This is a genomic window from Phycicoccus sp. Root101 (assembly GCF_001426245.1).
Taxonomy (GTDB): domain Bacteria; phylum Actinomycetota; class Actinomycetes; order Actinomycetales; family Dermatophilaceae; genus Pedococcus.
This window is the reverse complement of the sequence record NZ_LMCM01000007.1, coordinates 268650-292523: the sequence shown is the minus strand read 5'-3', so window position 1 is coordinate 292523 and position 23874 is coordinate 268650. Positions and strand designations below refer to the sequence as shown.

Annotated in this window: 16 protein-coding genes; 13 read left to right on the top strand and 3 right to left on the bottom strand. The window is 71.4% G+C overall.

Annotated elements, in window-relative coordinates; translation table 11 throughout:
* The 4 genes from ASC58_RS21865 to ASC58_RS12030 all read left to right on the top strand — a co-directional run bounded on the left by ASC58_RS21865 (nucleotide 1) and on the right by ASC58_RS12030 (nucleotide 11332).
* Nucleotides 1-6393 (top strand): fibronectin type III domain-containing protein, encoded by a 6393-nt coding sequence (locus tag ASC58_RS21865; RefSeq protein WP_157598471.1) that lies wholly within the window; start codon nucleotides 1-3, stop codon nucleotides 6391-6393.
* 73 nt (nucleotides 6394-6466) lie between these two features.
* Nucleotides 6467-7435: a MoxR family ATPase gene (locus ASC58_RS12040; protein WP_056916122.1), complete on the top strand. Its 969-nt coding sequence runs from the start codon at nucleotides 6467-6469 to the stop codon at nucleotides 7433-7435.
* A gap of 13 nt (nucleotides 7436-7448) precedes the next feature.
* Nucleotides 7449-8870, top strand: a complete 1422-nt coding sequence (locus ASC58_RS12035) for a DUF58 domain-containing protein (RefSeq protein WP_056919445.1) — start codon at nucleotides 7449-7451, stop codon at nucleotides 8868-8870.
* Nucleotides 8867-11332: a transglutaminase domain-containing protein gene (locus ASC58_RS12030; protein WP_056919444.1), complete on the top strand. Its 2466-nt coding sequence runs from the start codon at nucleotides 8867-8869 to the stop codon at nucleotides 11330-11332. The genes ASC58_RS12035 and ASC58_RS12030 overlap by 4 nt, the downstream gene beginning before the upstream one ends.
* 89 nt (nucleotides 11333-11421) lie before the next feature.
* Here ASC58_RS12030 and ASC58_RS12025 read toward each other — a convergent pair whose 3' ends face one another.
* Both ASC58_RS12025 and ASC58_RS12020 read right to left on the bottom strand, forming a co-directional pair.
* Nucleotides 11422-12501: an inositol-3-phosphate synthase gene (locus ASC58_RS12025; RefSeq protein ID WP_056916125.1), complete on the bottom strand. Its 1080-nt coding sequence runs from the start codon at nucleotides 12499-12501 to the stop codon at nucleotides 11422-11424.
* Between the two features lie 3 nt (nucleotides 12502-12504).
* On the bottom strand, nucleotides 12505-13167 hold the full coding sequence (locus tag ASC58_RS12020) for a PadR family transcriptional regulator (protein ID WP_056919443.1): 663 nt from the start codon (nucleotides 13165-13167) through the stop codon (nucleotides 12505-12507).
* 299 nt (nucleotides 13168-13466) lie between these two features.
* Here ASC58_RS12020 and ASC58_RS12015 point away from each other — a divergent pair, with 299 nt between their 5' ends.
* From ASC58_RS12015 to ASC58_RS11985, 7 genes are all read left to right on the top strand, one after another.
* Nucleotides 13467-15701: a transglycosylase domain-containing protein gene (locus ASC58_RS12015; RefSeq protein WP_056916127.1), complete on the top strand. Its 2235-nt coding sequence runs from the start codon at nucleotides 13467-13469 to the stop codon at nucleotides 15699-15701.
* A complete protein-coding gene (locus ASC58_RS12010; RefSeq protein WP_082553236.1) occupies nucleotides 15698-17158 on the top strand; it encodes a glycosyltransferase 87 family protein in 1461 nt (486 codons plus the stop codon). Before ASC58_RS12015 ends, ASC58_RS12010 begins: the two co-directional genes overlap by 4 nt.
* A gap of 276 nt (nucleotides 17159-17434) precedes the next feature.
* A complete protein-coding gene (rpsF, locus tag ASC58_RS12005; protein WP_056884208.1) occupies nucleotides 17435-17722 on the top strand; it encodes a 30S ribosomal protein S6 in 288 nt (95 codons plus the stop codon).
* A gap of 69 nt (nucleotides 17723-17791) precedes the next feature.
* Entirely contained in the window at nucleotides 17792-18346 is a 555-nt protein-coding gene (locus ASC58_RS12000) for a single-stranded DNA-binding protein (protein WP_056916128.1), read from the top strand.
* Between the two features lie 196 nt (nucleotides 18347-18542).
* Nucleotides 18543-18779 carry a 30S ribosomal protein S18 gene (gene rpsR, locus ASC58_RS11995; RefSeq protein WP_056884210.1) on the top strand — a complete coding sequence of 79 codons (237 nt, stop codon included), beginning with the start codon at nucleotides 18543-18545 and terminating at the stop codon, nucleotides 18777-18779.
* Between the two features lie 28 nt (nucleotides 18780-18807).
* A complete protein-coding gene (gene rplI / locus ASC58_RS11990; RefSeq protein WP_056916129.1) occupies nucleotides 18808-19254 on the top strand; it encodes a 50S ribosomal protein L9 in 447 nt (148 codons plus the stop codon).
* 197 nt (nucleotides 19255-19451) lie between these two features.
* Complete coding sequence (locus ASC58_RS11985) at nucleotides 19452-21035, top strand: DUF3352 domain-containing protein (protein WP_157598470.1); 1584 nt, start codon at nucleotides 19452-19454, stop codon at nucleotides 21033-21035.
* Nucleotides 21036-21069: 34 nt separating this feature from the next.
* On the opposite strand, the gene ASC58_RS11980 is transcribed toward ASC58_RS11985, so the two are convergent.
* Nucleotides 21070-21807, bottom strand: a complete 738-nt coding sequence (locus ASC58_RS11980) for a GntR family transcriptional regulator (RefSeq protein ID WP_056919441.1) — start codon at nucleotides 21805-21807, stop codon at nucleotides 21070-21072.
* A 132-nt stretch (nucleotides 21808-21939) separates the two neighbouring features.
* Between ASC58_RS11980 and ASC58_RS11975 the strand changes: the two genes are divergently transcribed.
* The gene (locus ASC58_RS11975; protein ID WP_056919440.1) at nucleotides 21940-22944 is read left to right on the top strand and encodes a Gfo/Idh/MocA family oxidoreductase; all 1005 of its coding nucleotides are present in this window, start codon (nucleotides 21940-21942) and stop codon (nucleotides 22942-22944) included.
* Nucleotides 22941-23873: a TIM barrel protein gene (locus ASC58_RS11970; RefSeq protein WP_235529207.1), complete on the top strand. Its 933-nt coding sequence runs from the start codon at nucleotides 22941-22943 to the stop codon at nucleotides 23871-23873. Before ASC58_RS11975 ends, ASC58_RS11970 begins: the two co-directional genes overlap by 4 nt.
* Nucleotide 23874: the final 1 nt, after the last annotated feature.

The following is a 23874-nucleotide window of genomic DNA, read 5'->3' as shown; positions in this document are numbered from 1 at the left end:
ATGAGTCCGGTCGCACGCCGGCGCGCAGGAGTGGCATCGGGGGTCGTCGTCGCAGTGGCGGCGTCGAGCCTGACGTTCTTCGCCGTCCACTCCCGCGGGGAGACCGTGCACGAGGCCGACCTCAACGACGGCGGGGTCTGGGTCTCGGCGACCAACTACAGCCAGTTCGCCCGGATGAACAAGGCGGCGCGACAGTTCGACGCCGGCATCCAGGCCAACGTCACCCCCGGTGCCGGGCTCGACGTCGTCCAGGACGGCGCCGCGGTCGGCGGCATCCTGACCACCGGCAACCAGCTCGTGCCCATCGACCCGATCACCGGTCGGATCGACTCGACCGCACCGGTGCAGCTGCCGCAGAAGGCCAAGCCCGTGGGCAAGGAGTTCGTCCCGGCGACCGGCGACCTGCGCGGTGGCACGCTGGCCATGGTCGACCCGAAGACGGGCAAGGTGTGGGCCCAGCGCGTCGACCCGGCCAAACCGCTGTCGGGGCTGACGCTGACGACCTCCGCGAAGCCGCTGGCCACCGCCGGCGGCATCGCCGCCATGGCCGTCGACACCTCGGGCGGAGTCCACGTCGTCTCGGCCGCGACCGGCAAGGTCGTCTCCGTGCCCGCCGCCGGCGACTCCTTCGGCGCCCCGGTCACCGAGAAGATCGGGCTCACCGCCAGCGCCGTCGACATCACCGCGGTCGGCACCCGGTGGGTCGTCTACAACCCCGTCGAGGACCAGGTCTTCGCCGAGGGCCTCGAGAAGCCCGTCGCCGGGGGCGCCGACCGCCTCGGCGGGATGGCGTACGCCGCGCTGCAGCAGCCCGGTCCGAAGGCCGACTCCGTGGCCCTCGAGACCACCACGGAGCTCAAGGTGATCGGGCTCGACGGCGCACCCGGCCAGGCCGGGGTCCGCCTCCCGAGCCAGGTCGGCCCGGGTGCCGAACGCCCGAAGGTGTCCCGACCGGTGCGCCTCGGGGACTGCGTCCACGCCGCGTGGGCCCAGACCGACCGGGCCTACTACGGCGCCAACTGCGGCCAGGGCCAGACCGTCACGGCCGGGACGCTCGACAAGCCGGGTGACGTCCCGCTGCGCGACGGCATGGCGCTGCGCACCAACCGCAACCTCATCGTCCTCAACGACCTCGACACCGGCGACGCGTGGGACCTCGACTCCAAGCCGCTGAAGATCGACAACTGGGACTCGGTCATCCCGCCGAGCAAGACCGACGACAACAACGACGACAAGGACAAGAACGTCGTCGACGACACGACGACGCCGCAGCCCCCCAAGGCCGAGCCCGACAACCTCAAGGTCCGCGCCGGCCGCACGTCCAAGCTGCACGTCCTCGACAACGACACCGACACCCCGGGCTCGATCCTCGCGATCGCCCCCGGTGAGATCACCCAGCCGGACGCCGGCGGCGTCACCGCGACGGTGTCCGGCGACGGGCAGTCCGTCGACGTGTCGGTGCCGGCCGACCCCGGGACCACCTCGTTCTCGTTCTCCTACCAGGTCAACAACGGGGTCGCCTCCGCCCACCCCCGGGCCACGGTCACCGTCACCGTGGTCGCCGACGACGTGAACTCGCCCCCCTTCCTGCGTGAGGGCAGCGCGACCCTGGCCACGACGGCATACCCGGTCGTCTCCGGGGGACGCATCCCGGTGACCGTCATCGGCGACTGGCGCGACCCCGAGAACGACCAGGTCACCGCCCAGCCGGGCGACGGCGACAGCCTCGTCGACGGGCTCGGCCGGCTGGTCGTGCAGGCCCGTGACAAGGCCGGGTCGCAGTCGGTGCCCTACACCGTCGACGACGGACGCCGCGGTGTCACACCCGGCAAGGTGACGCTCGCTGTGCTCGGCGACGGCAACACGTTCCGCGCGCCGAGCACCCAGCCCGACGTCGTGCGCGGCGTCGTCGGCAAGCCCCTGCAGATCGAGCCGCTCGGCAACGACATCGCCGGCGCCGACCCCGAGGACCCCGACGCGAAGATGCGCCTCGCCACGGACGTGCGCCCCCAGGGGTCGCTCAGCGTGGTCAGCGACCTCGACACCGGCGTCGTGACGATCACCGGTGCGACCAAGGGCACCTTCGAGCTCACGTATGCCGCGCAGGTCGGCCAGGGGGTCGCCCCCGGACGGATCCGCATCGACCTCATCGACGACCCCGACCCCGACGCCCCACCGGTCGCGGTGCCCGACTCCGCGACGGTGCGCGACCAGACGCCCGTCATGGCGGACGTCCTCGCCAACGACTACTCGCCGCGGGCCGACGTGCTGGCCACCCGCAGCGTGGCGGTGGACAGCGACAACAGCTGGCTGCGCCCGACGATCTACCAGGGGCGCTGGGTCCGCGTCGAGGCGCTGGACCCGTTCACCGGCGGCACCAAGCCGCGCACCGGCACGGTCCGGTACACGATCAGCGACGGTCGCAAGTCCACCACCGGGGAGCTGACGGTGACCCAGCGACCGACCGATCCCAAGGCGCTGCCGATCATCCAGGACGACACGGCCGTCGTCCGGGCGCAGGACACGGTGAGCATCCCCGTGCTCGACAACGACTCGATGGCCGAGGGGATCCCGCTCGTCCTCGACCCCGACTCGGTCAAGGTGCTGACCAAGGGCGAGCCGCAGAACGCCTTCGCGTCGGGCAACCTCGTGCGCTACGTACCCGACCCGACCACCCCGGTCACCGTCGAGAAGGTCGTGACGATCGAGTACTCGGCGTACCCCATCGGCGACCCGTCCAAGGCGCGCTCCGGCCGTGTCTCGGTGACGGTCAAGCCGCTGCCGGGCGCCACCAACCCCAACCAGTCGCCGGTCGCCCGCAGCTTCTCGGCGAGCGTCGTCGCCGGCGAGCCGCTGACGATCACCATCCCGACCTCCGGGGTCGACCCGGACGGTGACACGGTCACGGTCCAGGGGATCTCCAGCGCCGACGGCGAGGCCATCAACCTCAGCCTCGGTCGCGTCACCGGGTTCGGCGCCTCGACGATCAAGTACGAGGCGTACCCCCGGTCCGCGGGGACCGAGGTGCTCAACTACACCGTGGCCGACCGGTTCGGTGGCGAGAGCACCGGGTTCGTCCGGATCGGTGTGGTCGCACCGGGCGACCCCCAGCCCCCGGTCGCCGTCGAGGACGTGGTCAGGGCGGCACCCGGCAAGACGGTCACGCTCGACCCCACCGAGAACGACCTCATCGCCCGCGGGGACTCCGTCGACCTGCTCTACCGGGACCTCAACCCCTCGGCGTCGCTGTCGAAGTGGAAGATCGACGCGAAGGCGAGCACGTTCCGCACGGTCGTCCCGCCGGTCTCGGCCGGCCAGCAGCACCTCACCTACGGCATCGACAACGGCGTGTTCGACCCGTCGAAGTCGAGCATCACCGTCGTGCCCGTCGCCGGCTGGAAGAACCGGCCCGTCGCGGTCGACGACGTGGCCAAGCCGAAGGGCGACGAGACGACGGCCCTGGTCGACGTCCTCGCCAACGACCGGGACGTGGACGGCGACAACGAGCAGCTTAAGGTGGTCTCGGTCCTGTCGACCGACGCATCGGTCGAGCCGGGTGGCCGCCAGGTCCGCGTCACGGTGCTCGACCACCCGCACACCGTGCCGTACGTCATCACCGACGAGGACGGCCAGACGGCGATGGCGCTGATCTACGTGCCGACCGGCGACAACGGCGACCCCTTCGTCGTCAACGGGGCGCTCATCGAGATGGACCGCGACTCGAGCAAGACCGTCGCGATCGCGGACTACGTGAAGTCGCCCCGCGCCCGGGTCGTCGGCATCACCACGCCGGACACCCTCAGCGCCTCGCCGTCCGACAAGCTCGAGGTCTCCAACGACGGCAAGAACTCGCTGACCCTCACCTCCTCCGGCGGGTACGTCGGGCCGGGTGCGGTGATGCTCGAGGTCACCGACCAGGAGAACGTGCAGCAGAAGGACTTCCGCACCGCCTACGTCTCCATCCCGGTGCAGATCGGCCCCAAGGTCCCGCTGCTCACGTGTCCCGACTTCGCCGTCTCGCTCGTCGCGGGCGGCCGGCAGCGCACCCTCGACATCCCCACCCTGTGCCACGCCTGGCTGCCGCCGGGGCTGTCCCTGGACGGTGTGGGCTTCGAGGCCCAGTGGCAGCCGGAGTCACCCGGGGTCAGCCTCGACCAGGAGGGCCAGGGAGGGCGCCAGGTGGCGCTCAAGGCCGGCCGCGACGCCCCGAGCAGCACCAAGGGACGGGTACGCATCCGGCCCAAGGGTGGTGAGGACTCGTTCGTCCGCGTCAACGTCCTCGGCCTGTCGGCCGACCCGGCCAAGGCTGCCGTGGACGCGAAGGGCGACCCGTTGCCGGTGGCACCACCGCCGCGCATGCGGCCGTTCTCGGTCACCGGGCTCAAGGCCGGGTCCTCGGCCACGGTCGACCTGAGGTCCTACCTCGACTCACCGCTGGACAAGCCGTCCTGCACCGTCAACTCCGCCCGGATCGAGAGCGGCAAGGGCCTGACCGCCAGCGTCACAGGCTGCACCGTGACGATCCAGGCGTCGGGTGAGTCGTCGGGCAGCGGATCGGTCGCGGTGTCCGTGTCCGACGGGCCGGGGCGCAACGCCGTCGGCCGCGGCAGCATCAGCGTCCTCGGCAAGCCGCTCGCCCCGGGTGGAGTGCGCGCCGTGGCCGACCGGGTCAACGGCGGCACCGCCCGTGTCTCGTGGAACCCGCCCACCTATGACGGTGGCAGCCCCATCACCTCGTACACGGTGACGGGTCGCGGACCCGGGGCGAAGTCCCAGCGCTGCAGCGCCTCGCCCTGCACGATCGGCGGCCTGGAGGACGGCAAGCCCTACTACTTCAGCGTCCTGGCCACCAACGGCGTCGGCGACAGCCCCCGCAGCCCCGAGGTCGGACCGGTCAAGCCCGACACCCTGCCCAACCCGGTCACCGGCGTGCGTCAGGTGAGCCGCGGCGACGGCACCCTCACGGTCACCTGGAACCCGCCGGCGAAGAAGGGCAGCGACGTCCGCTCCTACATCGTCCGGTTCCAGGACACGACGACCGGGGCGATCCGGACGCGGACGGTCGCGGCCCCCGGGGTCCGTGCCTCGATGTCCGGCCTGACCAACAACCACAAGCAGGCCGTCTCGGTGCGCGCCCGCAACGACCTCGGCGCGGGGCCGTTCGGGCCGGCCGTCGAGCTGCAGTCCGCCGGCACCCCGCCGGCCGTCACCATCACCGACGTGAGCTCGCGGGCACCCGCCGCGGGGTACGACAACACCAACGTCCGCATCACGTGGAACGCCGTCTCCCCGAACGGCCCGTCGCTGCTGCGCTACACCGTCTACCGCCGGGTCGGGTCCGGCGCCTGGACCCAGCTGGGCACGACGCCGCCCGGCCAGCGGTACTACACCGACTCCAACCTGCCCTACGACGGCCGCACCTACACGTACACCGTGACCGCGACCAACGGCGCGAACAAGGAGTCGGCCAAGGCGAACACGCGCTCGTTCTCCTCCGTCGGCCAGCCGGCCACGCCCGGCGCTCCGTCGGCCTCGACGCCCCGGCCGGACAAGACGGCGGACGTGCAGGCACCACTGGGCGACTCGCGGTCCAGCGCGTTCTCCCGCCTGGAGTGGGAGTCGCGCAACGGTGGCGCCGTCATCGCCAGCGGGTTCGTCAGCTGCGGGTGCGCGGAGAACTCCACGAAGGCGTTCACGACGAGCGGGCTGGGCACCACCGCCGGCCAGCGCATCCGGGTGCGGGTCTTCAACGGCACCGCCTGGTCGGACTGGTCGCCGCTGAGCGGCAACGTCAGCCCCTACGGCACGCCCTACGCCCCGACGTCCCGCGGCTCGTCCGCCTCCGGCAAGACCATCACCTACACCTGGTCGCAGCGCCTCAACGGCCGAGCCATCGCGGCCTTCCAGGCCTCCAGCGCGGGGACGACCAAGAACCTCGGCTCCGGTGCCCGGTCGGTGAAGTTCACGTATGGCGCGTACGACAGCGCCCACTCGGCCCGGGTCCGGATGAAGGACTCGACGGGTCGGTGGAGCGCGTGGACGACGATCAACGGCCGCACCGCCAAGCCGCCGCCCTCGCCGTCGGTGAGCAAGCCCACGAAGGGCTCCAAGACCGTGCCCCCCAACGCCAGCGGCTCCTGCGCCTCACCCCCCGGGTGCCCGCAGGTGCGGTTCTCCATCTCCAACTTCCCGGCCGGATCGACCTGGACCGTGACCTGCATCCACTCCAAGAACGGGTCGTACACCTCGACCGAGCGGCTCCGGGTCCGCAGCGGCGGGTCCAGCTACGACTGGGGCGGCACCTGCGTCTCCGCCGTCAACGGCGGCACGATGAAGGTCCGCCTCAGCGGTGGCCCCGGAGCCGACCGCACGTCACCGGCAGCGAGCTGGTGACCCCGCGCCATACGGGGGTCCTGCACCCCACCCACCCAGCAGCCCCGCGCAGCAACGAAAGGCACCGCACTCCATGACCGTCACCCAAGAGCAGGCCCAGTGGTTCGAGCAGGCGTTCACCCAGATGGTGCAGAACGTCGAGAAGGCCGTGCTCGGCAAGGACCACGTCATCCGGCTGGCCCTGACCTGCATGCTGTCCGAGGGGCACATCCTGCTCGAGGACTTCCCGGGCACCGGCAAGACCCAGCTGGCGCGCGCCCTCGCGGGGACGGTGCAGGGCAGCAACAGCCGCATCCAGTTCACGCCGGACCTGCTGCCCAGCGACGTCACCGGGGTGACGATCTACGACCCGAGCAGCCAGAAGTTCGACTTCCACCCGGGCCCGATCTTCGCGAACATCGTCCTCGCGGACGAGATCAACCGCGCCTCGCCGAAGACCCAGTCGGCGCTGCTCGAGGTGATGGAGGAGGCGCACATCACCGTCGACGGCGTGCGCCACGAGGCGGGCAAGCCGTTCATGGTCATCGCCACCCAGAACCCCATCGAGCAGGCCGGCACCTACCGCCTCCCCGAGGCCCAGCTCGACCGCTTCCTCATGAAGACGTCGCTGGGGTACCCCGACCTCGAGGCCACCGTCGCCGTCCTCGCCAACGCCAAGGTCCGTGACCGGGCGGGCACCCTGTCGGCGGTCGTCACGAGCAGCGTGGTCAGCGACATGGCGGCGTTGGCCGACGAGGTCCACGTCGACCCGGCGATCCTCGCCTACGTCTCGCAGATCGCCGAGGCCTCCCGCCGGCACGTGTCGGTCAAGCTCGGCATGTCGGTGCGCGGCTGCCTCGCGTTCGTCCGGTGCGCCAAGACGTGGGCCGCCAGCCAGGGCCGCACCCACGTCATCCCCGACGACATCAAGATGCTGTCGAACCCCGTGCTGTGCCACCGCCTGCTGCTCACCGCGGAGGCGCAGTTCGCGAACATCACCGTCGACCAGGTCATCACCCAGATCCTCGGCGAGGTCGCGCCGCCGGCCGAGCGCGCGGCCTGAGGCCGGTCCCACGATGAGCTCACCCACCGGGTCCCCGCCGGACCGCTCCGCTCCCGAGGAGGAGCGGACGGTCCGTCGCGCCGACCTGCGGGCCGGCCGTCCCGAGGGCGGCCGGGCGCGCCCGCGGCGCGCCCGGTCCCGACCGAACTTGCGCCTTCCCGCGGTGCGGCTCCCGGACCTGACCCGGTTCGGCGGCCTGACGGTGCCCGCCGTCCCGGAGGGCGTCACGACCCGGGCCCGCGACCTGCGGGAGCGGACCCGGCCGGCCTGGTCGCCGGTGGCCGGGTTCCTGCGCCTTATCTCGCCGCTGGGCTGGGCGGTCGTCGCCCTCGGGGTCGCCGCCTGGGTCGTCGGGCGCTGGGCCGGGTGGACCGAGTGGCTGATGATCGGGGCCGCGGCCCTCGTCCTGGTGCTGTGCTGCGTCCTGCTCGCCATCGGCCGCACCCGGGTCACCGTCACCACCGACCTCGAACCGGTGCGGGTCAGTGTCGGTGAACCCGCCACCGGCCGGATCACGGTGACCAACGACTCGAAGCGGGGGATGCTGCCCCTGCTCGTCGAGCTGCCCGTCGGTGTCTCGGCGGCCCGCTTCACGCTCCCGCCGCTGGGGTCGGGCAAGGCCCACGAGGAGCTGTTCGTCGTCCCGACCCATAGACGCGGCGTCATCCCGGTCGGGCCGGCCCGCACCGTGCAGGGCGACCCCCTCGGGCTGGTCCGGCGCACCGAGCGCTGGACCGACGTCACCGACCTCTACGTCCACCCCCGCACCGTCTCCTTGGAGAGCCTCGGCGCCGGCCTGCTTCGCGACCTCGAGGGCGAGACCACCCAGGACCTGTCGATGTCGGACCTGGCCTTCCACGCGCTGCGTGAGTACCAGCCCGGCGACGACCGGCGGTACATCCACTGGCGCTCGTCGGCCAAGGCGGGACGCCTGCTCGTCCGCCAGTTCCTCGACACCCGGCGCTCGCACCTGTGCTTGGTCGTCGACGCCGACCCCGAGCAGTTCCAGGGAGGCGAGGACGAGGCCGAGACCGCCATCAGCGCCGCGGCGTCCCTGGCCCTGCGCGCCATCCGCGACGAGCAGGACACCACCGTCGTCTGCCGCGGCCAGGTCGCCTCGCGCACGACGGCCTCGCTCACCCTCGACGCCCTGGCCCGGGTCGAGCTCGGCCCGTCCGACGTGTTCGGCCGCTGCACCGAGGCGTTCTCCCTCGCGCCCGACACATCGGTGGTCATCCTCGTCACCGGTCCGCAGCGCCCCTTCATCGAGGCCCAGCGCGCCCTGGCGCAGTTCGAGCTCGAGGTGAGGAAGGTCGTCCTGACCATCGACGCGATGGAGGAGACCGGCATCCAGCACCTCGGTGGCCTGACCCGCCTGAACATCCGGCGCATCCAGGACCTGCGCGCCGTCCTCGCCAGCGGAGCCCTCGTATGACCGCCCAGCCGCCGGGGTCGCCCGAGCACACGACGGGTCCCGGCCGCGACTCCACCGCCCCGGGCCGCACGCGTGCCCGCACGTCGTGGACCAGCACCCGTTCCCGGTTGGCCGCCTCGTCGCGGCGGGGTGGGCTGCTGCCCGACCGGGCCGCGCTCGTCGACGCGGCGTTCACGGTGCTGCTCGTCGGCCTGGCGCTCATCGGCTTCCGCACCGACTTCGCCGGCCCGAGCTGGGCCCTTCCCGCCGCGGCAGGGCTGGTCCTGGGCCTGGTGGTCACGCACGTCACGACGGCATACCGGCTCCCGTTCGTCACGCCGCTCGCGGTGGTGACCGTCCTCTACCTCCTGCTCGGGGGACCGCTCGCGGTCCGTGGCGACCTCGTAGGCGGGGTGCTGCCCAGCGGCCAGACGCTGCTGGACCTCGCCGACACCTCGGTGCACGGCTGGAAGCGCCTGGTCACCCTCCTGCCGCCGGTCGACACCGGCAGCGGCCTGCTCGCCCTGCCGCTGATCGTGGGACTGCTCGGTGCCTGCGTCACCTACGCCGTGGCGCGCCGCTGGTCCACCCCGTATGCCGTGCTGCCGGCCCCGCTCGTGCTGCTCGCCCTCGGCATCGTCCTCGGCACCACGGAGGCGGCCTCCCCGCTCGCCCAGGGGGCGGTGTTCGCCGTCCTCGGGATCGGCTGGATGGTCGCGCGCGCGGCCCGCACCCGGGCACCCCTGCAGAACGGTGCCGGTCAGCGGACCCGGTACGCCATCGGTGCGTCCCTGGTCGGGATCGCCCTGCTGGCGGGGTACTTCGTCGGGCCGCACCTGCCCGGTGCCGACGCCACGACCCGCCAGGTCGCGCGCTCGCACGTCGTCCCCCCGATCGACATCGCCGCCTTCGCCAGCCCGCTCGCCGGGTTCCGCAGGTACACCGAGCCCAACCCCGCAGAGCTCTGGGACACCCCGCTCCTCGAGGTGACGGGGCTCCCCGCCGGCACCCCGCTGCGCTTCGCGACCCTCGACTCGTACGACGGAGCCGTGTGGGGCGCATCCGAGCGCGCCAACAGCGGGTCGGTCGTGCCCGGCGCGGCGTTCCAGCAGGTCGGCCAGACGATCTCCACGCACGGGCCCGGTCGCAAGGTCGACGTGCAGGTGACCGTCCCCGAGGGCGGGTACGGCGACGTCTGGCTGCCGACCGCGGGGACCGTGGCGGGGGTGAAGTTCGCGGGCCGCCGCGCCGACACCCTCGCCGGGCGGCTGTGGCTCAACATCGACACCAACACGGCCCTGGTCCCTGACCGGCTCGAGCCCGGTGACTCCTACACGTTCACCGCCTACGTCCCGCCGACGCGGGCGAAGATGCCGACCTCGTTGCCGGTCGACCAGGGGTCGCTCACCGACGAGGTCGACACGAGCTTCCTCGACGCCAAGCTCGACGCCTTCACGGGTGACGCGGCCGACCCGTGGGCGCAGTTCGTGGCCATCGCCCGGGCCATGTCGGGCGAGGGCGCCTACACCGACGGCGGCAGCCCGAACTCGGTGGAGCGCTACTACCTCCCGGGTCACAGCATCGGGCGGCTGTCCCGCTTCGTCGGACTGGCCCAGCTCGCCGGCAACGACGAGCAGTACGCCGCGACGCTGGCCCTCATGGGCAACCGCCTCGGGGTCCCCACGCGCGTCGTCATGGGAGCGATCACCCCGGCGGCCGGGCCCGTCCGGGGGCGGGACGTGCACGCCTGGGTCGAGGTCCGGGACAACCAGGGCCAGTGGCAGCCGGTGCTCACCGACAACTTCCTGCCCGATCGGAACAAGAAGCCCAAGGAGCTGCAGACCAAGGTCGAGGACCGCAAGGTCGGCGCCCTCGTCCCGCCGCCTGCGGGCGTGAACCCGCCGAGCGTGCTGCAGGGCCCCGACCAGGCGCAGAACGCCACCAACCTCAAGAAGCCGCCGAAGAAGCTGTTCGACCCCTCGTCCTGGCCGTGGTGGCTCCAGTGGGCCGCACTGGTCGCAGCGGTGCTGCTCGTCCTCGCCGTCGTCTACTGGACGATTCGTGGCCTCAAGGCGTGGCGTCGCCGTCGGCACGCGACCCGAGGACCCACCGCGTCCCGGGTCACGTGGGCCTGGAGCGACCTCATGGCCAGCGCCCGGTCCTACGGGCACCGGCCGCCGCGCCGCGCGACGCGGCTGGAGCAGGCCGCCGCCGTCGACGCCCCGGTCGACCTGCGCCCGCTCGCGGCCACGGCGAACGCCCACGTGTTCGGGCCGGCCGAGCCCACGGCCGAGGACGCCGCGGCCTACTTCGCGGCGACGAGCTCCGCCCGCGCCGACCTGCGGGCCAACACCGACTTCTGGCGACGGTTGCGCTCCGACGTCGACGTCCGGCCGTTGTTCACCCGAGGTCCTGCGCGGCCCGCACGCGCAAAGGCGACCGCGCGGCACACGCCTGCGCCCTCCGAGCCGACCCCCGCCTGACGGGGACGGGCACGCGAAAGGGCACCTCCCGCGTGGGAGGTGCCCCTTCGACCGACGAGGACGCTGGTGCCAGCGCCCTGCGTGTCAGGTCAGCGCTCTTCGGTGCCCGCGATGTAGGCCTCGAGCTTGGCGCGGCCCTCGGTGTCCTCGCGCTGCACGGGCGGGGACTTCATGAGGTAGGACGACGCGGAGATGAGCGCGCCGCCGATGCCGCGGTCCTTGGCGATCTTCGCCGCGCGGATGGCGTCGATGATGATGCCGGCCGAGTTGGGGGAGTCCCAGACCTCGAGCTTGTACTCCAGGTTGAGCGGCACGTCGCCGAACGCGCGACCCTCGAGGCGGACGTAGGCCCACTTGCGGTCGTCGAGCCACTGGACGTAGTCCGACGGGCCGATGTGGACGTTCTTCGCACCCAGGTCGTGACCCAGGTTGGAGGTGACGGCCTGCGTCTTGGAGATCTTCTTGGACTCGAGGCGGTCACGCTCGAGCATGTTCTTGAAGTCCATGTTGCCGCCGACGTTGAGCTGGTACGTGCGGTCCAGCACGACACCGCGGTCCTCGAACAGCTTGGCCATGACGCGGTGCGTGATGGTGGCGCCGACCTGGCTCTTGATGTCGTCACCGATGATCGGGACACCCGCGGCCTCGAACTTCGCGGCCCACTCGGGGTCGGAGGCGATGAACACCGGGAGGGCGTTGACGAACGCGACGCCCGCGTCGATGGCGCACTGGGCGTAGTACTTGTCCGCGGTCTCGGAGCCCACCGGGAGGTAGGACACGAGCACGTCGACCTTGGCGTCCTTGAGCGTCTGGACGATGTCCACCGGCTCGGCGTCGGACTCCTCGATGGTCATGCGGTAGTACTTGCCGAGGCCGTCGTTGGTGACACCGCGCTGGACGGTGACCCCGGTCGGGGCGACGTCCGCGATCTTGATCGTGTTGTTCTCCGAGGCGTTGATCGCCTCGGACAGGTCGAAGCCGACCTTCTTGGCGTCCACGTCGAAGGCGGCGACGAACTCGACGTCCTTGACGTGGTACTCACCGAACATGACGTGCATCAGGCCGGGGACGGTGTGCGACGGGTCGGCGTCCTTGTAGTACTCGACGCCCTGGACCAGGGAGCTGGCGCAGTTGCCGACGCCAACGATGGCGACGCGAATGGATCCCATGGATTACTCCTTGTGGTTGAACGGGGTGGAGGGTTGGTCGTTCTGGGTGGTGCTGCTGGGGGTGGCCGGCGATGCGGCCGAGGTGGGGGCCGGGGTGGCGGCCGCGGTCGGGGTGTTGCGCTCGGCGGTGATGAGCTCGTTGAGCCAGCGGACCTCGCGCTCGGCGGAGTCCAGGCCGTGCCGCTCGAGCTCGGCGGTGTAGCTGTCGAAGCGCTCGCGGTTCTTGGCCGAGACGGCCCGGATGTTCTCCAGCCGCTCCTCGAGCCGGCTGCGCCGGCCCTCGAGGATGCGCAGCCGGACCTCGGCCTCGGTGCGGGCGAAGAAGGCGAAGTGCACGTCGAAGGTGTCGTCCTCCCACGCGGTCGGGCCGGCCTCGCGCAGCAGGTCCTGGAACCGCTCCTTGCCGTCCGCCGTGAGCTCGTAGACGATCCGGGCGCGCCGGCTGCCCGTAGTGCCGGTCGTCGTGCTCCGGCCCAGGGTCGCCTCGGAGATCCAGCCCTTGTCGAGCAGCGAGCGCAGGCAGGGGTAGAGCGTGCCGTAGGACAGTGCACGGAACGGGCCGAGCGCGGCGTTGAGCCGCTTGCGCAGCTCGTACCCGTGCTGGGGAGCCTCGTGCAGCAGCCCGAGGACAGCGAACTCGAGCAGCTCGGTGCGACGTGCTGCCATGACTGCTCTCCTTCGCGCGTCGGGGATGGGACAGGGTGACAAACTTCGAGTTTGTCACCCCACCATACACACACAGATATATCGAGTCGATACATTGGTGATCGACGCGCGTGCTCGTGCTGCCGTGCACGGCCCTGGTGCGCCCCGGCGCCGGGTCAGGGAGGCGTGGACGCGGCCCGGTCCGGTTCCGATGCGGCATTCCCACCTTCTGAGGTCATACTGGTGCTCAGTTGTCGGGGTGGGGCAGCGCTCGCACGGGCGCGCCCCAGCCCGTGTTGTATGTCGATCCGGAAGGTCCCATGAGCTCCTCACGTCCGAAGACGCGCGCCCAGGCGAAGGCGGGCAAGCCTCGCGCCAAGGCTGACAAGCCAGGGGGCAGTCGGAAGAAGCTGTGGGCCAAGCGGCTCGGGATCGCGGCCCTGGCCGGGTTCGTCCTGCTGCTCGCCGGGTTCTTCACGGCCTACGCCCTGATCAAGACCCCGGAGCCGAACGACCTCGCGAGCGCCCAGGCGTCCGTCATCTACTACGCCGACGGCAAGACGGAGATCGACCGGATCAGCGAGGTCAACCGCGAGTCGGTGAAGCTGCCGCAGATCCCGACCGTCGTGCGCGAGGCGCACCTCGCCGCCGAGGACCGCACGTTCTACAAGAACTCCGGCATCAGCCCGACCGGCATCGCCCGCGCGGTGTGGGTCGGCCTGCGCGGCGGGGCGACGCAGGGTGGTTCGACGATCACCCAGCAGTACGTCAAGAACTACTTCCTCACCCAGGACCAGACCCTGACCCGCAAGGGCAAGGAGATCGTGATCTCGATCAAGATCGCGAAGCAGAAGTCCAAGGACCAGATCCTCGAGGACTACCTCAACACCATCTACTACGGGCGCGGTGCGTACGGCGTCCAGACGGCGTCCAAGGCCTACTTCAACAAGGACGTCTCCGACCTCACGGTCTCCGAGGGCGCACTGCTCGCGTCGGTCATCCGCGGCCCGTCCTTCTACGACCCGGGCCTGGGTGCCACGCAGAAGAAGAACGCGCAGGAGCGCTGGACCTACGTCATGGACGGCATGGTGTCGCAGGGCTACATCACCGCCGCCGAGCGCGCGAAGGCGACCTTCCCCAAGGTCGTCGACTACAAGCCGAACAAGGGCGCCAGCGGCCCCAACGGGTTCATCACCAGCGCCGTCAAGAGCGAGCTCAAGACCAAGCTGAAGCTCACCGACGCCGACATCGACCGGGGCGGCTACAAGATCGTCACGACGATCGACAAGAAGGCCCAGGACGCGGCCATCGCCGCGATCAAGGACCGGATGCCCACCGGCAAGGGCACCAGCACGCTGCGCGTCGGCCTCACCTCGATCAAGCCCGGTGACGGCGCGGTCGTGGCGATGTACGGCGGTGAGGACTACAAGAAGGAACAGTTCAACACCTCGACGCAGGCCACGATGCAGGCCGGCTCGACCTTCAAGATCTTCACGCTGCTGGCGGCCGTGTCCGCGAAGGACCCGATCAGCACGAAGACCCGCTTCGACGGACGGTCGCCCCAGTACTTCAAGGAGTTCGAGGACTCCGGGGCCGGCACCGACTTCCTGCGTCAGGGCGGCGTGCGCAACTTCGGCCCGTTCCCCGGCGAGCAGTTCGGCAACATCGACCTGCGCAGGGCGACCGGCCACTCGGTCAACACCGTCTACGCCCAGCTCAACATCAAGGTCGGCCCCAAGGCGACGCGTGACGCCGCGGTCGCCGCCGGCCTCCCGTCCAAGGGGCTCGGCACCAACTACGCCAACGTGCTCGGCACCTCCCACGTCAAGGTGATGGACATGGCGAACGCCTACGCCACCATCGCGGGCAAGGGCCAGCGCGTCACGCCGTACTTCATCCGCACCGTCAAGGGCGGACCCGGCAACATCAACTACAAGGCCAAGCCGGTGAAGAAGGCGGCGTTCGACGCCGACGTCATGGCCGACGTCACCGACGCCATGGAGCAGCCCATCAAGGACGGCACGGCCGAGTTCGCGCAGAACCTGGGTCGCCCGGCTGCCGGCAAGACCGGCACGACGACGGACAACAAGGCGGCCTGGTTCGACGGGTTCACCCCCCAGCTCGCGACCGCAGTCGGCATCTACAGCACCGGCAAGAACGGCGCCGAGCTGTCGATGAACGAGGTCAACGGCGTCGGTGAGCTCACCGGTGGGACGGTCCCGCTGAGGATCTGGACCGACTACATGACCGCCGCGCTCAAGGGTCAGCCGATCGTCGACTTCCCGCCGCGCGCCGGGGTCGGTGACGACAAGGTCTTCGTGCCCCCGCCCACGACCACGTCCTCGTCGAGCAGCAGCACCACCACGACGACGACGACCACCACGACGACCACGACGACGCAGCCGTCGACGACCACGACGACCCAGCCGCCGTCGCCGACGTCGACGACCAGGACCAGGACGCCGGGGCCGCCGACGACGACAGCGGTCCCGCCGGTCCCCACGACGCTGTTGAACAACCGTCAGCAGAGCTCCCCGACGACCGCCGCGCCGTGACCCAGAGGGGGGACCTGCTTCCGAGTGGCTCGCTGGCTGTTGCCGGTGGGCCGCTCGGTCGCCACGCCTCGGCGCGGGCGACCTCGTGGATCGCGACCGTCCTGCCCCTGCTCGTCGCGGTGTCGGCGACGATGGCGCTCTCGGTGGTGCAGCGCGCCCACTGCGTCCAGAAGGGCTGGGTCGGGTCGGACCAGTTCTGGCACGCCTGCTTCTCGGACTTGCCCGCCCAGTACCAGCTCGGCAACCTCGACCAGGGCCTGGCGGCCTATGTCGGCGGTGACGGTGCCCGGGCCGACCACCCGGTCCTGACCGGTGCGGTGATGGCGTGGCTCGGCGGGTTGGTCCCGGACGGCGCGTTCCTGGACCAGACGCGCTGGTACTTCCTCCTGTGGGCCCTCTTCGGCACCGTCCTCGCGCTCGCGATCGTCGGGCTCACCGCCGCCTCGCGCCCGCGCCACGCGGCGCTCGCGCTGCACATCGCCCTCAGCCCGGTCCTGCTGATGGCCGCGATGGTGTCCTCGGACCTGTTCGGTGTGGCCCTGGTCAGTGCCGGCATCTGGGCGTGGAGCCGGCGCCACCCGGTGGCGGCGGGGGTCTTCCTCGGGCTCGCCGTGACCGCGCGGGTCTACCCCCTGCTGGTGCTGCTGGCCCTGGTGCTGCTCGGCCTGCGGTCCGGTCGGCTGGCCGTCGTCGGCCGCACCCTGGTCGGTGCGGCGGCTGCCGTGGCGGTCGTGCTGCTGCCGTTCCTCGTCGGCCACCCGGCCGCGATCCTGCGCTCGACCCAGGTCTGGTGGGACAGCGCCTCCGGCCTCGGCTCGGTGTGGATCCTGCCCCAGCTGCTCGGCCACCCGCTGCCCACTTCCGCGGTGACCCTGGCGGCGCTCGTCGCCCTGGTCCTGGCCCTGGCCACCGGCGCGGTCTTCGCCCTGAGCGCGGCCCGTCGGCCGACGCTCGCCGAGGTCTCGCTCGTGCTCGTCGGGCTGGCCCTGCTGTCCGGCAAGGCGTTCCCGGTGCAGTCCTCGCTGTGGCTCGTCCCGTTGGTCGCCCTGTGCGGCGTGCGCTGGCGCGACCACCTCGTGTGGGCCACCGCCGAGGCGCTGCACTTCGTGGCCGTCTGGCTCTACGTCGCGGGCCTGTCCACGCCCGACCGTGGCCTGCCGGCCGGCTGGTATGCCGCGTTCCTCGTCATCCGCGTGCTCGCCGTCGCCCACCTCGTCTGGCGGGTCTGGCAGACCGCCGCCGCCCGCCCCGCCGTCGAGGTCGACGACACCGGCGACCTCGAGGACGCTGACAGGGCTGACAGGGCTGACAGGGCAGACGGGGCTGACGGGGCTGACGGGGCTGACAGGGCTGACAGGGCTGACAGGGCTGGCGAGGCTGACAGGGCTGGCGAGGCTGACGAGCTCGAGGGTGAGTTCGCCGGGGCGACCGACCGGTTCCTCGTCCGCCTCGCCTGAGCCGACCCACCCGACCCACCCGCAAAGCGGGGGTTGCACGGCATACAGGGCACAAATAAGTCCCGTGTCGCCGCGACACCCCCGCTTTGCGCCTGGGGGGGTCGGGGGGCGGGGCGGAGGCTGTGGACAAGTGATTCGGCGATGTCGCCGCCTCCCGGTACTCTTGTCCAGTTCCCCCGAGGCTCTCCGACTGGTGAGTCCAAGGGGGATCGCACTGCAACCCTCCTGTCACGGAGAGACCGTGACCGCACAGACCAAAGGAGGCGGGTTATCAGCATGCGTCAGTACGAACTCATGGTCATCCTCGACCCCGAGCTGGACGACCGCACCGTCGCTCCGTCGCTCGACAAGTTCCTCACCGTGATCACCAAGGACAAGGGCACCGTCGACAACGTCGACATCTGGGGCCGTCGTCGTTTGGCGTTCGAGATCAAGAAGAAGGCCGAGGGCATCTACGCCGTCGTCAACTTCACCGCGGAGCCGGCCACGGCCAAGGAGCTGGACCGCCAGCTCGGCCTCAACGAGTCGGTCATGCGCACCAAGCTCCTGCGCCCCGGCGCCTGAGCCGCACCGATCTGTTCCTGCACCACCCGTTCCACCACGACCTGACCTACCGAACAGGGGACCCGCTTCATGGCTGGCGACACGATCATCACCGTCATCGGCAACATCACCGGCGACCCCGAGCTGCGCTTCACCCCCTCGGGTGCTGCCGTCGCGAACTTCACCGTGGCCTCCACGCCGCGGCAGTTCGACCGGCAGTCCAACGAGTGGAAGGACGGCGAGACGCTGTTCATGCGCTGCTCGGTGTGGCGTGACGCCGCGGAGAACGTGGCCGAGTCCCTCCAGCGGGGCACGCGCGTCATCGTCTCCGGCCGCCTGAAGTCTCGTTCGTACGAGACCAAGGAGGGCGAGAAGCGCACCGTCGTCGAGATGGAGGTCGACGAGGTCGGCCCCTCGCTGCGGTACGCCACGGCGAAGGTCAACCGCACCCAGCGCGGCACCGGCGGCGGCGGAGGCTTCTCCGGCGGCGGCGGTCAGGGTGGCGGCGGTCAGCAGGAGGACCCGTGGGCGACCGGCCCGTCCGGTGGCCAGCAGTCCTCCCCGCAGGCGGCGCCCCAGGGCGGCGGCCAGGCCGGTGGCGGGTGGGGCGGCGGCGCGCCGTCCTACGACGAGCCCCCGTTCTGATCCGGCACCGCTGACCGGTTCGGTACAGATCACCCGGGTATGCCGCGCCGGTGCGCTCCGCACGGAGCTCACCACGCGCCATACCCACCACTGCCCGGTCGACTGACCTCGGCCCGGCAGGACCAACTCGAAGAACACCATCCCTGGGAGACCAGGGCTCATCCGCGAAGACACTTCGCAGAAGGAGAGCACCACGATGGCCAAGCCCGTTGTGCGCAAGCCCAAGAAGAAGGCCAACCCGCTGAAGGCGGCGAAGGTCGAGAACATCGACTACAAGGACACCGCGCTGCTGCGCAAGTTCATCTCCGACCGCGGCAAGATCCGCGCTCGCCGGGTGACCGGTGTGTCTGTCCAGGAGCAGCGACTCATCGCCACCGCGGTCAAGAACGCCCGCGAGATGGCGCTCCTGCCCTACTCCAGCTCGTCCCGCTGAGCCGGCGAAACCAGAGGAGAAGTCAGTTATGAAGGTGATTCTCACGCACGAGGTCTCGAGCCTCGGCAACCCTGGCGACGTCGTCGACGTCAAGGACGGCTACGCCCGTAACTTCCTGTTCCGCCGTGGCCTGGCCACCGCGTGGACCAAGGGCGGGCAGAAGCAGGTCGAGGCGATCAGCAAGGGCCGTGAGGTCCGCGCTGTGAAGACCCTCGAGGAGGCCAAGTCGATCAAGGGCAACCTCGAGAACAAGGCCGTCAAGGTCGTCGCCCACGCGGGCGCCGGCGGTCGCCTCTTCGGCGCCGTGTCCACCACCGACATCGCCGCAGCCGTCAAGGCTGCCGGCGGCCCGGAGCTGGACCGTCGCAAGATCGAGATCGGCACCCCGATCAAGCTGGTCGGCACGCACGAGGCGCTCGTGCGTCTGCACCCCGAGGTGCAGGCCACGGTGAAGCTCGACGTCGTCGCCGGCTGATCCACGCCACACCTCGAAGGGCCCGCTCCTGGTGGAGCGGGCCCTTCGTCGCGTCCGGCGGCGGCCTGTCCGGTTCGGCGCTCTCGTCCGTTCGGTTGGTAGCGCCGTGGTTCGCGGCCCAGCCGGTCGATGGGCTTCCTATGCTCCGGCGGAAGGCCCTGCAGGAGGGCCCGTGAAGCACCGTGTGGGGGATCGTCATGTCGAGTTCGATGTCAGGAACGACGTCGCCGTCGTCGGGGTCGTCGGCGACTCCGACCGGTGACGAGCGCCCGGAGCTCCGTGGCGCCGGCACCGAGGAGCTCGTCGCGCTCATGCAGGCCAACGGGCGGGGTCGCCAGCGCGGCCGGATGCTCGCACTCGTCGGTGCCGTCCTGGGCGTCGTGGCGCTCGGGACCGGCGGGTTCTTCGCCTTCAACGCCCTGACCGACCCCGGCCCGCAGCCGGAGTCCGTGCTGCCGTCGAGCACCGTGGCCTTCGTCAAGGTCGACCTCGACCCCTCCGCATCCCAGAAGGTCGACGCCCTGCGGTTCCTGCGCTCCTTCCCCGACGCCGCCAAGCAACTCGGCGCTGGCTCCGACCTGCGCAAGATCGCGTTCGAGGCCGTCCAGAAGCAGGGCAGGCTCGGCAAGGTCGACTACGCCAAGGACGTCGCGCCCTGGCTCGGCCAGCGGCTCGGGGTCGGGTTCGTCCCCGAGGCCGCGGCCGACGAGGGGGCGGCGCCGGTCCTGGTGCTGGCCGTCACCGACGTCGACGCCGCCGAGCGCCACCTGCCCGCGCTGGCTGCTGGGCTCGGGGGTCAGTGCCGCGTCCTGCAGGCCTTCGCGGTCTGCACGGGCGGGACCACCGCCACGAGCCTCGACAAGGTCGTCGCGGACGCGACACGTGCACCGCTGGCCGATGCCGCCACCTTCCGCGAGGACCTCGGCGACCTCGGTGACGACGGTGTCGTGACGGCCTGGGTCGACTCGGCCAAGGCCGGCGAGCTGATCAGCCGGACCTCCGCCCTCACCGGGTCCAGGGTTCCGGTCGTGAAGTCGGCCGACGCCGGCCGGACGGTGATGGCGCTGCGCTTCGACGGCCCCAACCTCGAGCTGGCCGGGCACGTCAACGGGGCCAAGGGACAGGCCACCCCGGCGGGCAACGCCGGCGCGATCGCCACCCTGCCCTGGAACACCCTGGCCGCCGTCAGCGTCGGCGGGGCCGGAGACGGCTTCACGGCCGCGTGGCCCCAGCTGCAGGCGACGATCAAGGCGTCGGTCGGTGACAAGCAGTACGCCGCCGGCCTCGCGGACGTGCAGAAGACCCTCGGCATCTCGGTCCCGAAGGACGTGGCGGCCGCGCTCGGCAGCCAGTTCACGGTCGTCTTCGGCGGAATGGAGCCCGGCAAGGGGCCCCGGCTCGCGATCGTCGGCGACGGTGACGCGGACGTCCTGCGCAAGGTCGTCGGTGCGACGGCGGGCCTGGCCGGCGGCGGCCCGGCGACCGTGCACCCGGCCGGCGGTGGCACCGTCGTCTCGCTCTCCGACGACTACGGCCAGGAGGTCTCCACGACCCACGGCCTCGGTGACATGCCGGCGTTCAAGGACGCGATCGAGCACCCCGAGTCGGCGCAGGTCGCCGTCTACGTCGACATCGCCGGTCTCGCCTCGCAGTTCAAGGACGACCTCGGCACCGCGAAGCCGGCCACCACCTCGGTCGTCGACCACCTGTCGGCGCTCGGGATCACCGCGACGTCGGACGGCTCCGGCGGGGACTTCGCGATCCGCCTGACGACCAAGTAGCCCGCTAACCCACCCGTCGAAACCCCCGGGTGGGTCAGCGTTCGTCGACCATGACGTCGATGCTGTAGCTCGACGCCTTGTAGCAGTGGTCGCCGTACTCGACGGCCTTGCCCGCGGCGTCGAAGGCGCTGCGGGTCATGGTGAGCACGGGCTCGGTGCCCCGGATCCGCAGGTGCCGCCGCTCGGCGGCCGTGGGCATCCGTGCACCGATGTTCTGGTGCGCGACGACCGGCCGTATGCCGCGTTCGCGCAGGACCGCGTAGAGGCCGTGGCTCTCGAGCTGCTCGCGGTCGATCTCGCCGACCGTCGGGGGGAGCCAGTTGCGCATCACGGCCAGGGGAGTCGTGCCCGCGCTGCGCAGTCGCTGGATGCACAGCAGGACGGTGTCGGGCGGCAGGTCCAGTGCGGCGGCCGCGACCTCGTCCTGCACCAGCTCGTGGGACAGCACCGTCGTCGTCGGGGTGTCCCCGGCGCGCGCCAGGTCGTCCCAGAGGCTGGTGAGCTCGGCCCGGCGGTGCACCTTGCGGTTGGCGACGGTCGTGCCGAGGCCGCGACGTCGGACGAGGAGGCCCTGGGACACCAGCTCCTGGAACGCGCGGCGCACCGTGGGGCGGGACAGCCCGAGCCGTTCGCCGAGGGCGACCTCGTTCTCGAAGGGGTCGCCGGGTTGGAGGTCGCCGCTGGTGATCGCGGCGGAGAGCTGTTGGGCGAGCTGGTGGTAGAGCGGCACGGGGGAGGCCCGGTCGATCCGGACGCCGATCTGCTTCACCATGGCCGTCAGCGTAGTGCGTCGGTGACCCGAACAAGAGGACATGAGAATGTCAGGACAATTGCTTGACACTGTGTCGGGCCCTTGTCAGGCTGTGACGTCGCACTTCCCGAGCCCGCCCTGAACGGAGCAGTCATGCGCATCGGCCTTGCCGGCGTCGGACGCATCGGCGCCTTCCACGCCGAGACCCTCACCGCCCTCCCCGTCGTCGACGACCTGGTCGTCACCGACGTCAACGCCGACGCCGCGCGGGCCGTGGCCGACAAGCTCGGTGTGGCCTGGGCCGAGTCGCCCGAGGCGCTGCTCGCCGACGGTGTCGACGGGTTCGTCATCGCCGCCGCGACCAACGCGCACGCGTCCCTGATCCGCGCCGGCATCGAGGCCGGGGTGCCGACGTTCTGCGAGAAGCCGGTGGCCGGCACCCTCGCCGAGAGCCTCGAGCTTGCCAAGCTCGCAGCGAGCGCAGACGTCCCGGTGCACATCGGCTTCCAGCGTCGCTTCGACGCCGGCTACCGGGCGGCGGCCGAGGCGGTCGCCGGCGGTGAGCTGGGCTTCCTGCACACCCTGCGCGCGGTGACCGGCGACCAGGCGCCGCCGCACGCGGCATACATCCCGACCAGCGGTGGGATCTTCCGCGACTGCAACGTGCACGACTTCGACATCATCCGGTTCGTCACCGGGCGCGAGGTGGTCTCGGTCTTCGCGACGGGGTCGAACAAGGGGGAGTCGTTCTTCTCGGAGGCGGGCGACGTCGACACCGCGGCCGCGATCCTCACCCTCGACGACGGCACCATCGCCCAGGTGTCCTCGTCGCGCTACACCGGCCAGGGCCACGACGTCCGCCTCGAGGTCGTCGGCAGCAAGGGCAGCGTCGCGGTCGGACTGGACGACTCGCTGGCCCTGCGGTCGGTCGAGCCCGGCGTCAGCTTCCCGCCGGGTCCGGTGCACGTCTCCTTCATGGACCGGTTCCTGCCGGCGTACCGCGCGGAGCTGACGGCTTTCGCCGAGGTCGCCCGCGGAGCGATCCCGTCGCCCTGCACGGTCGCCGACGCGCTCCAGGCGTTCCGGATCGCGGAGGCCTGCGACCTGTCCCGCCGTGAGGGTCGCGTGGTCCGCCTCGACGAGGTGGAGTCGCTGTGAGCGCCGTGGTGCAGACAGGCAGCGGCGCCCGTCGACCGGTGCGGCAGCGGGTCGCGGGCGCGCCGATCTCGTGGGGGGTGTGCGAGGTGCCGGGCTGGGGCTGGCAGTACGACGCCGACACGGTGCTGACCCAGATGTCCGAGGTGGGCCTGGCGGCGACGGAGTTCGGCCCGGACGGGTTCCTGCCCGAGGACCTCGACGAGCGGACCCGGACGCTGAGCGCCCACGGGTTGCACGCGGTGGGCCAGTTCGTGCCCGTCGTCCTGCACGACCCCTCGCACGACCCGCTGCCCGACGTCGAGCCCGCCATGGAGGCCCTCGTCCGGGCCGGCGCGTCGACCGTGGTCCTCGCGGCCGCGTCCGGCCTGGACGGCTACGACGAGCGACCGGTCCTCGACGACACCGCGTGGACCGCGCTGCTGCGCAACCTCGACCGCATCAGCACCGCCGCGGCTGCGCACGGCCTGACGGCCACCCTGCACCCGCACGTCGGCACGATGATCGAGAGCGGCGAGGAGACCGCACGGGTCCTGGCCGGCAGCACGATCGGGCTCTGCCTCGACACCGGTCACCTGCTCATCGGTGGCGGCGACCCCGTCGCGGTCGCCGTCGAGTCCCCCGACCGCATCGCCCACGTGCACCTCAAGGACGTCCGGCTCGACTGGGCGCGACAGGTCCAGTCCGGGGAGGCCACGTACACCGAGGCGGTCGCCGGTGGGATGTACGTCCCCCTCGGCGAGGGTGACGTCGACATCGCCGCGATCGTCGGCGCGCTCGAGGCCCAGGGGTATGACGGGTGGTACGTCCTCGAGCAGGACACCATCCTGCCTGCCGACCCCGGCCCCGGTGGGCCGGTCGGCGCGGTGCGCACGAGCCTGGCCCACCTGCTCGAGGTGGCTGAGGCGTTCGCCCCCGAGGAAGGAGCCTGAG

Bases quoted from the DNA above. Each gene is read 5' to 3' on its own strand.
- ASC58_RS21865 (WP_157598471.1), top strand. From the start codon at position 1: ATGAGTCCGGTCGCACGCCGGCGCGCAGGAGTGGCATCGGGGGTCGTC.
- ASC58_RS12040 (WP_056916122.1), top strand. From the start codon at position 6,467: ATGACCGTCACCCAAGAGCAGGCCCAGTGGTTCGAGCAGGCGTTCACC.
- ASC58_RS12035 (WP_056919445.1), top strand. From the start codon at position 7,449: ATGAGCTCACCCACCGGGTCCCCGCCGGACCGCTCCGCTCCCGAGGAG.
- ASC58_RS12030 (WP_056919444.1), top strand. From the start codon at position 8,867: ATGACCGCCCAGCCGCCGGGGTCGCCCGAGCACACGACGGGTCCCGGC.
- ASC58_RS12025 (WP_056916125.1), bottom strand. From the start codon at position 12,501: ATGGGATCCATTCGCGTCGCCATCGTTGGCGTCGGCAACTGCGCCAGC.
- ASC58_RS12020 (WP_056919443.1), bottom strand. From the start codon at position 13,167: ATGGCAGCACGTCGCACCGAGCTGCTCGAGTTCGCTGTCCTCGGGCTG.
- ASC58_RS12015 (WP_056916127.1), top strand. From the start codon at position 13,467: ATGAGCTCCTCACGTCCGAAGACGCGCGCCCAGGCGAAGGCGGGCAAG.
- rpsF (WP_056884208.1), top strand. From the start codon at position 17,435: ATGCGTCAGTACGAACTCATGGTCATCCTCGACCCCGAGCTGGACGAC.
- ASC58_RS12000 (WP_056916128.1), top strand. From the start codon at position 17,792: ATGGCTGGCGACACGATCATCACCGTCATCGGCAACATCACCGGCGAC.
- rpsR (WP_056884210.1), top strand. From the start codon at position 18,543: ATGGCCAAGCCCGTTGTGCGCAAGCCCAAGAAGAAGGCCAACCCGCTG.
- rplI (WP_056916129.1), top strand. From the start codon at position 18,808: ATGAAGGTGATTCTCACGCACGAGGTCTCGAGCCTCGGCAACCCTGGC.
- ASC58_RS11985 (WP_157598470.1), top strand. From the start codon at position 19,452: ATGTCGAGTTCGATGTCAGGAACGACGTCGCCGTCGTCGGGGTCGTCG.
- ASC58_RS11980 (WP_056919441.1), bottom strand. From the start codon at position 21,807: ATGGTGAAGCAGATCGGCGTCCGGATCGACCGGGCCTCCCCCGTGCCG.
- ASC58_RS11975 (WP_056919440.1), top strand. From the start codon at position 21,940: ATGCGCATCGGCCTTGCCGGCGTCGGACGCATCGGCGCCTTCCACGCC.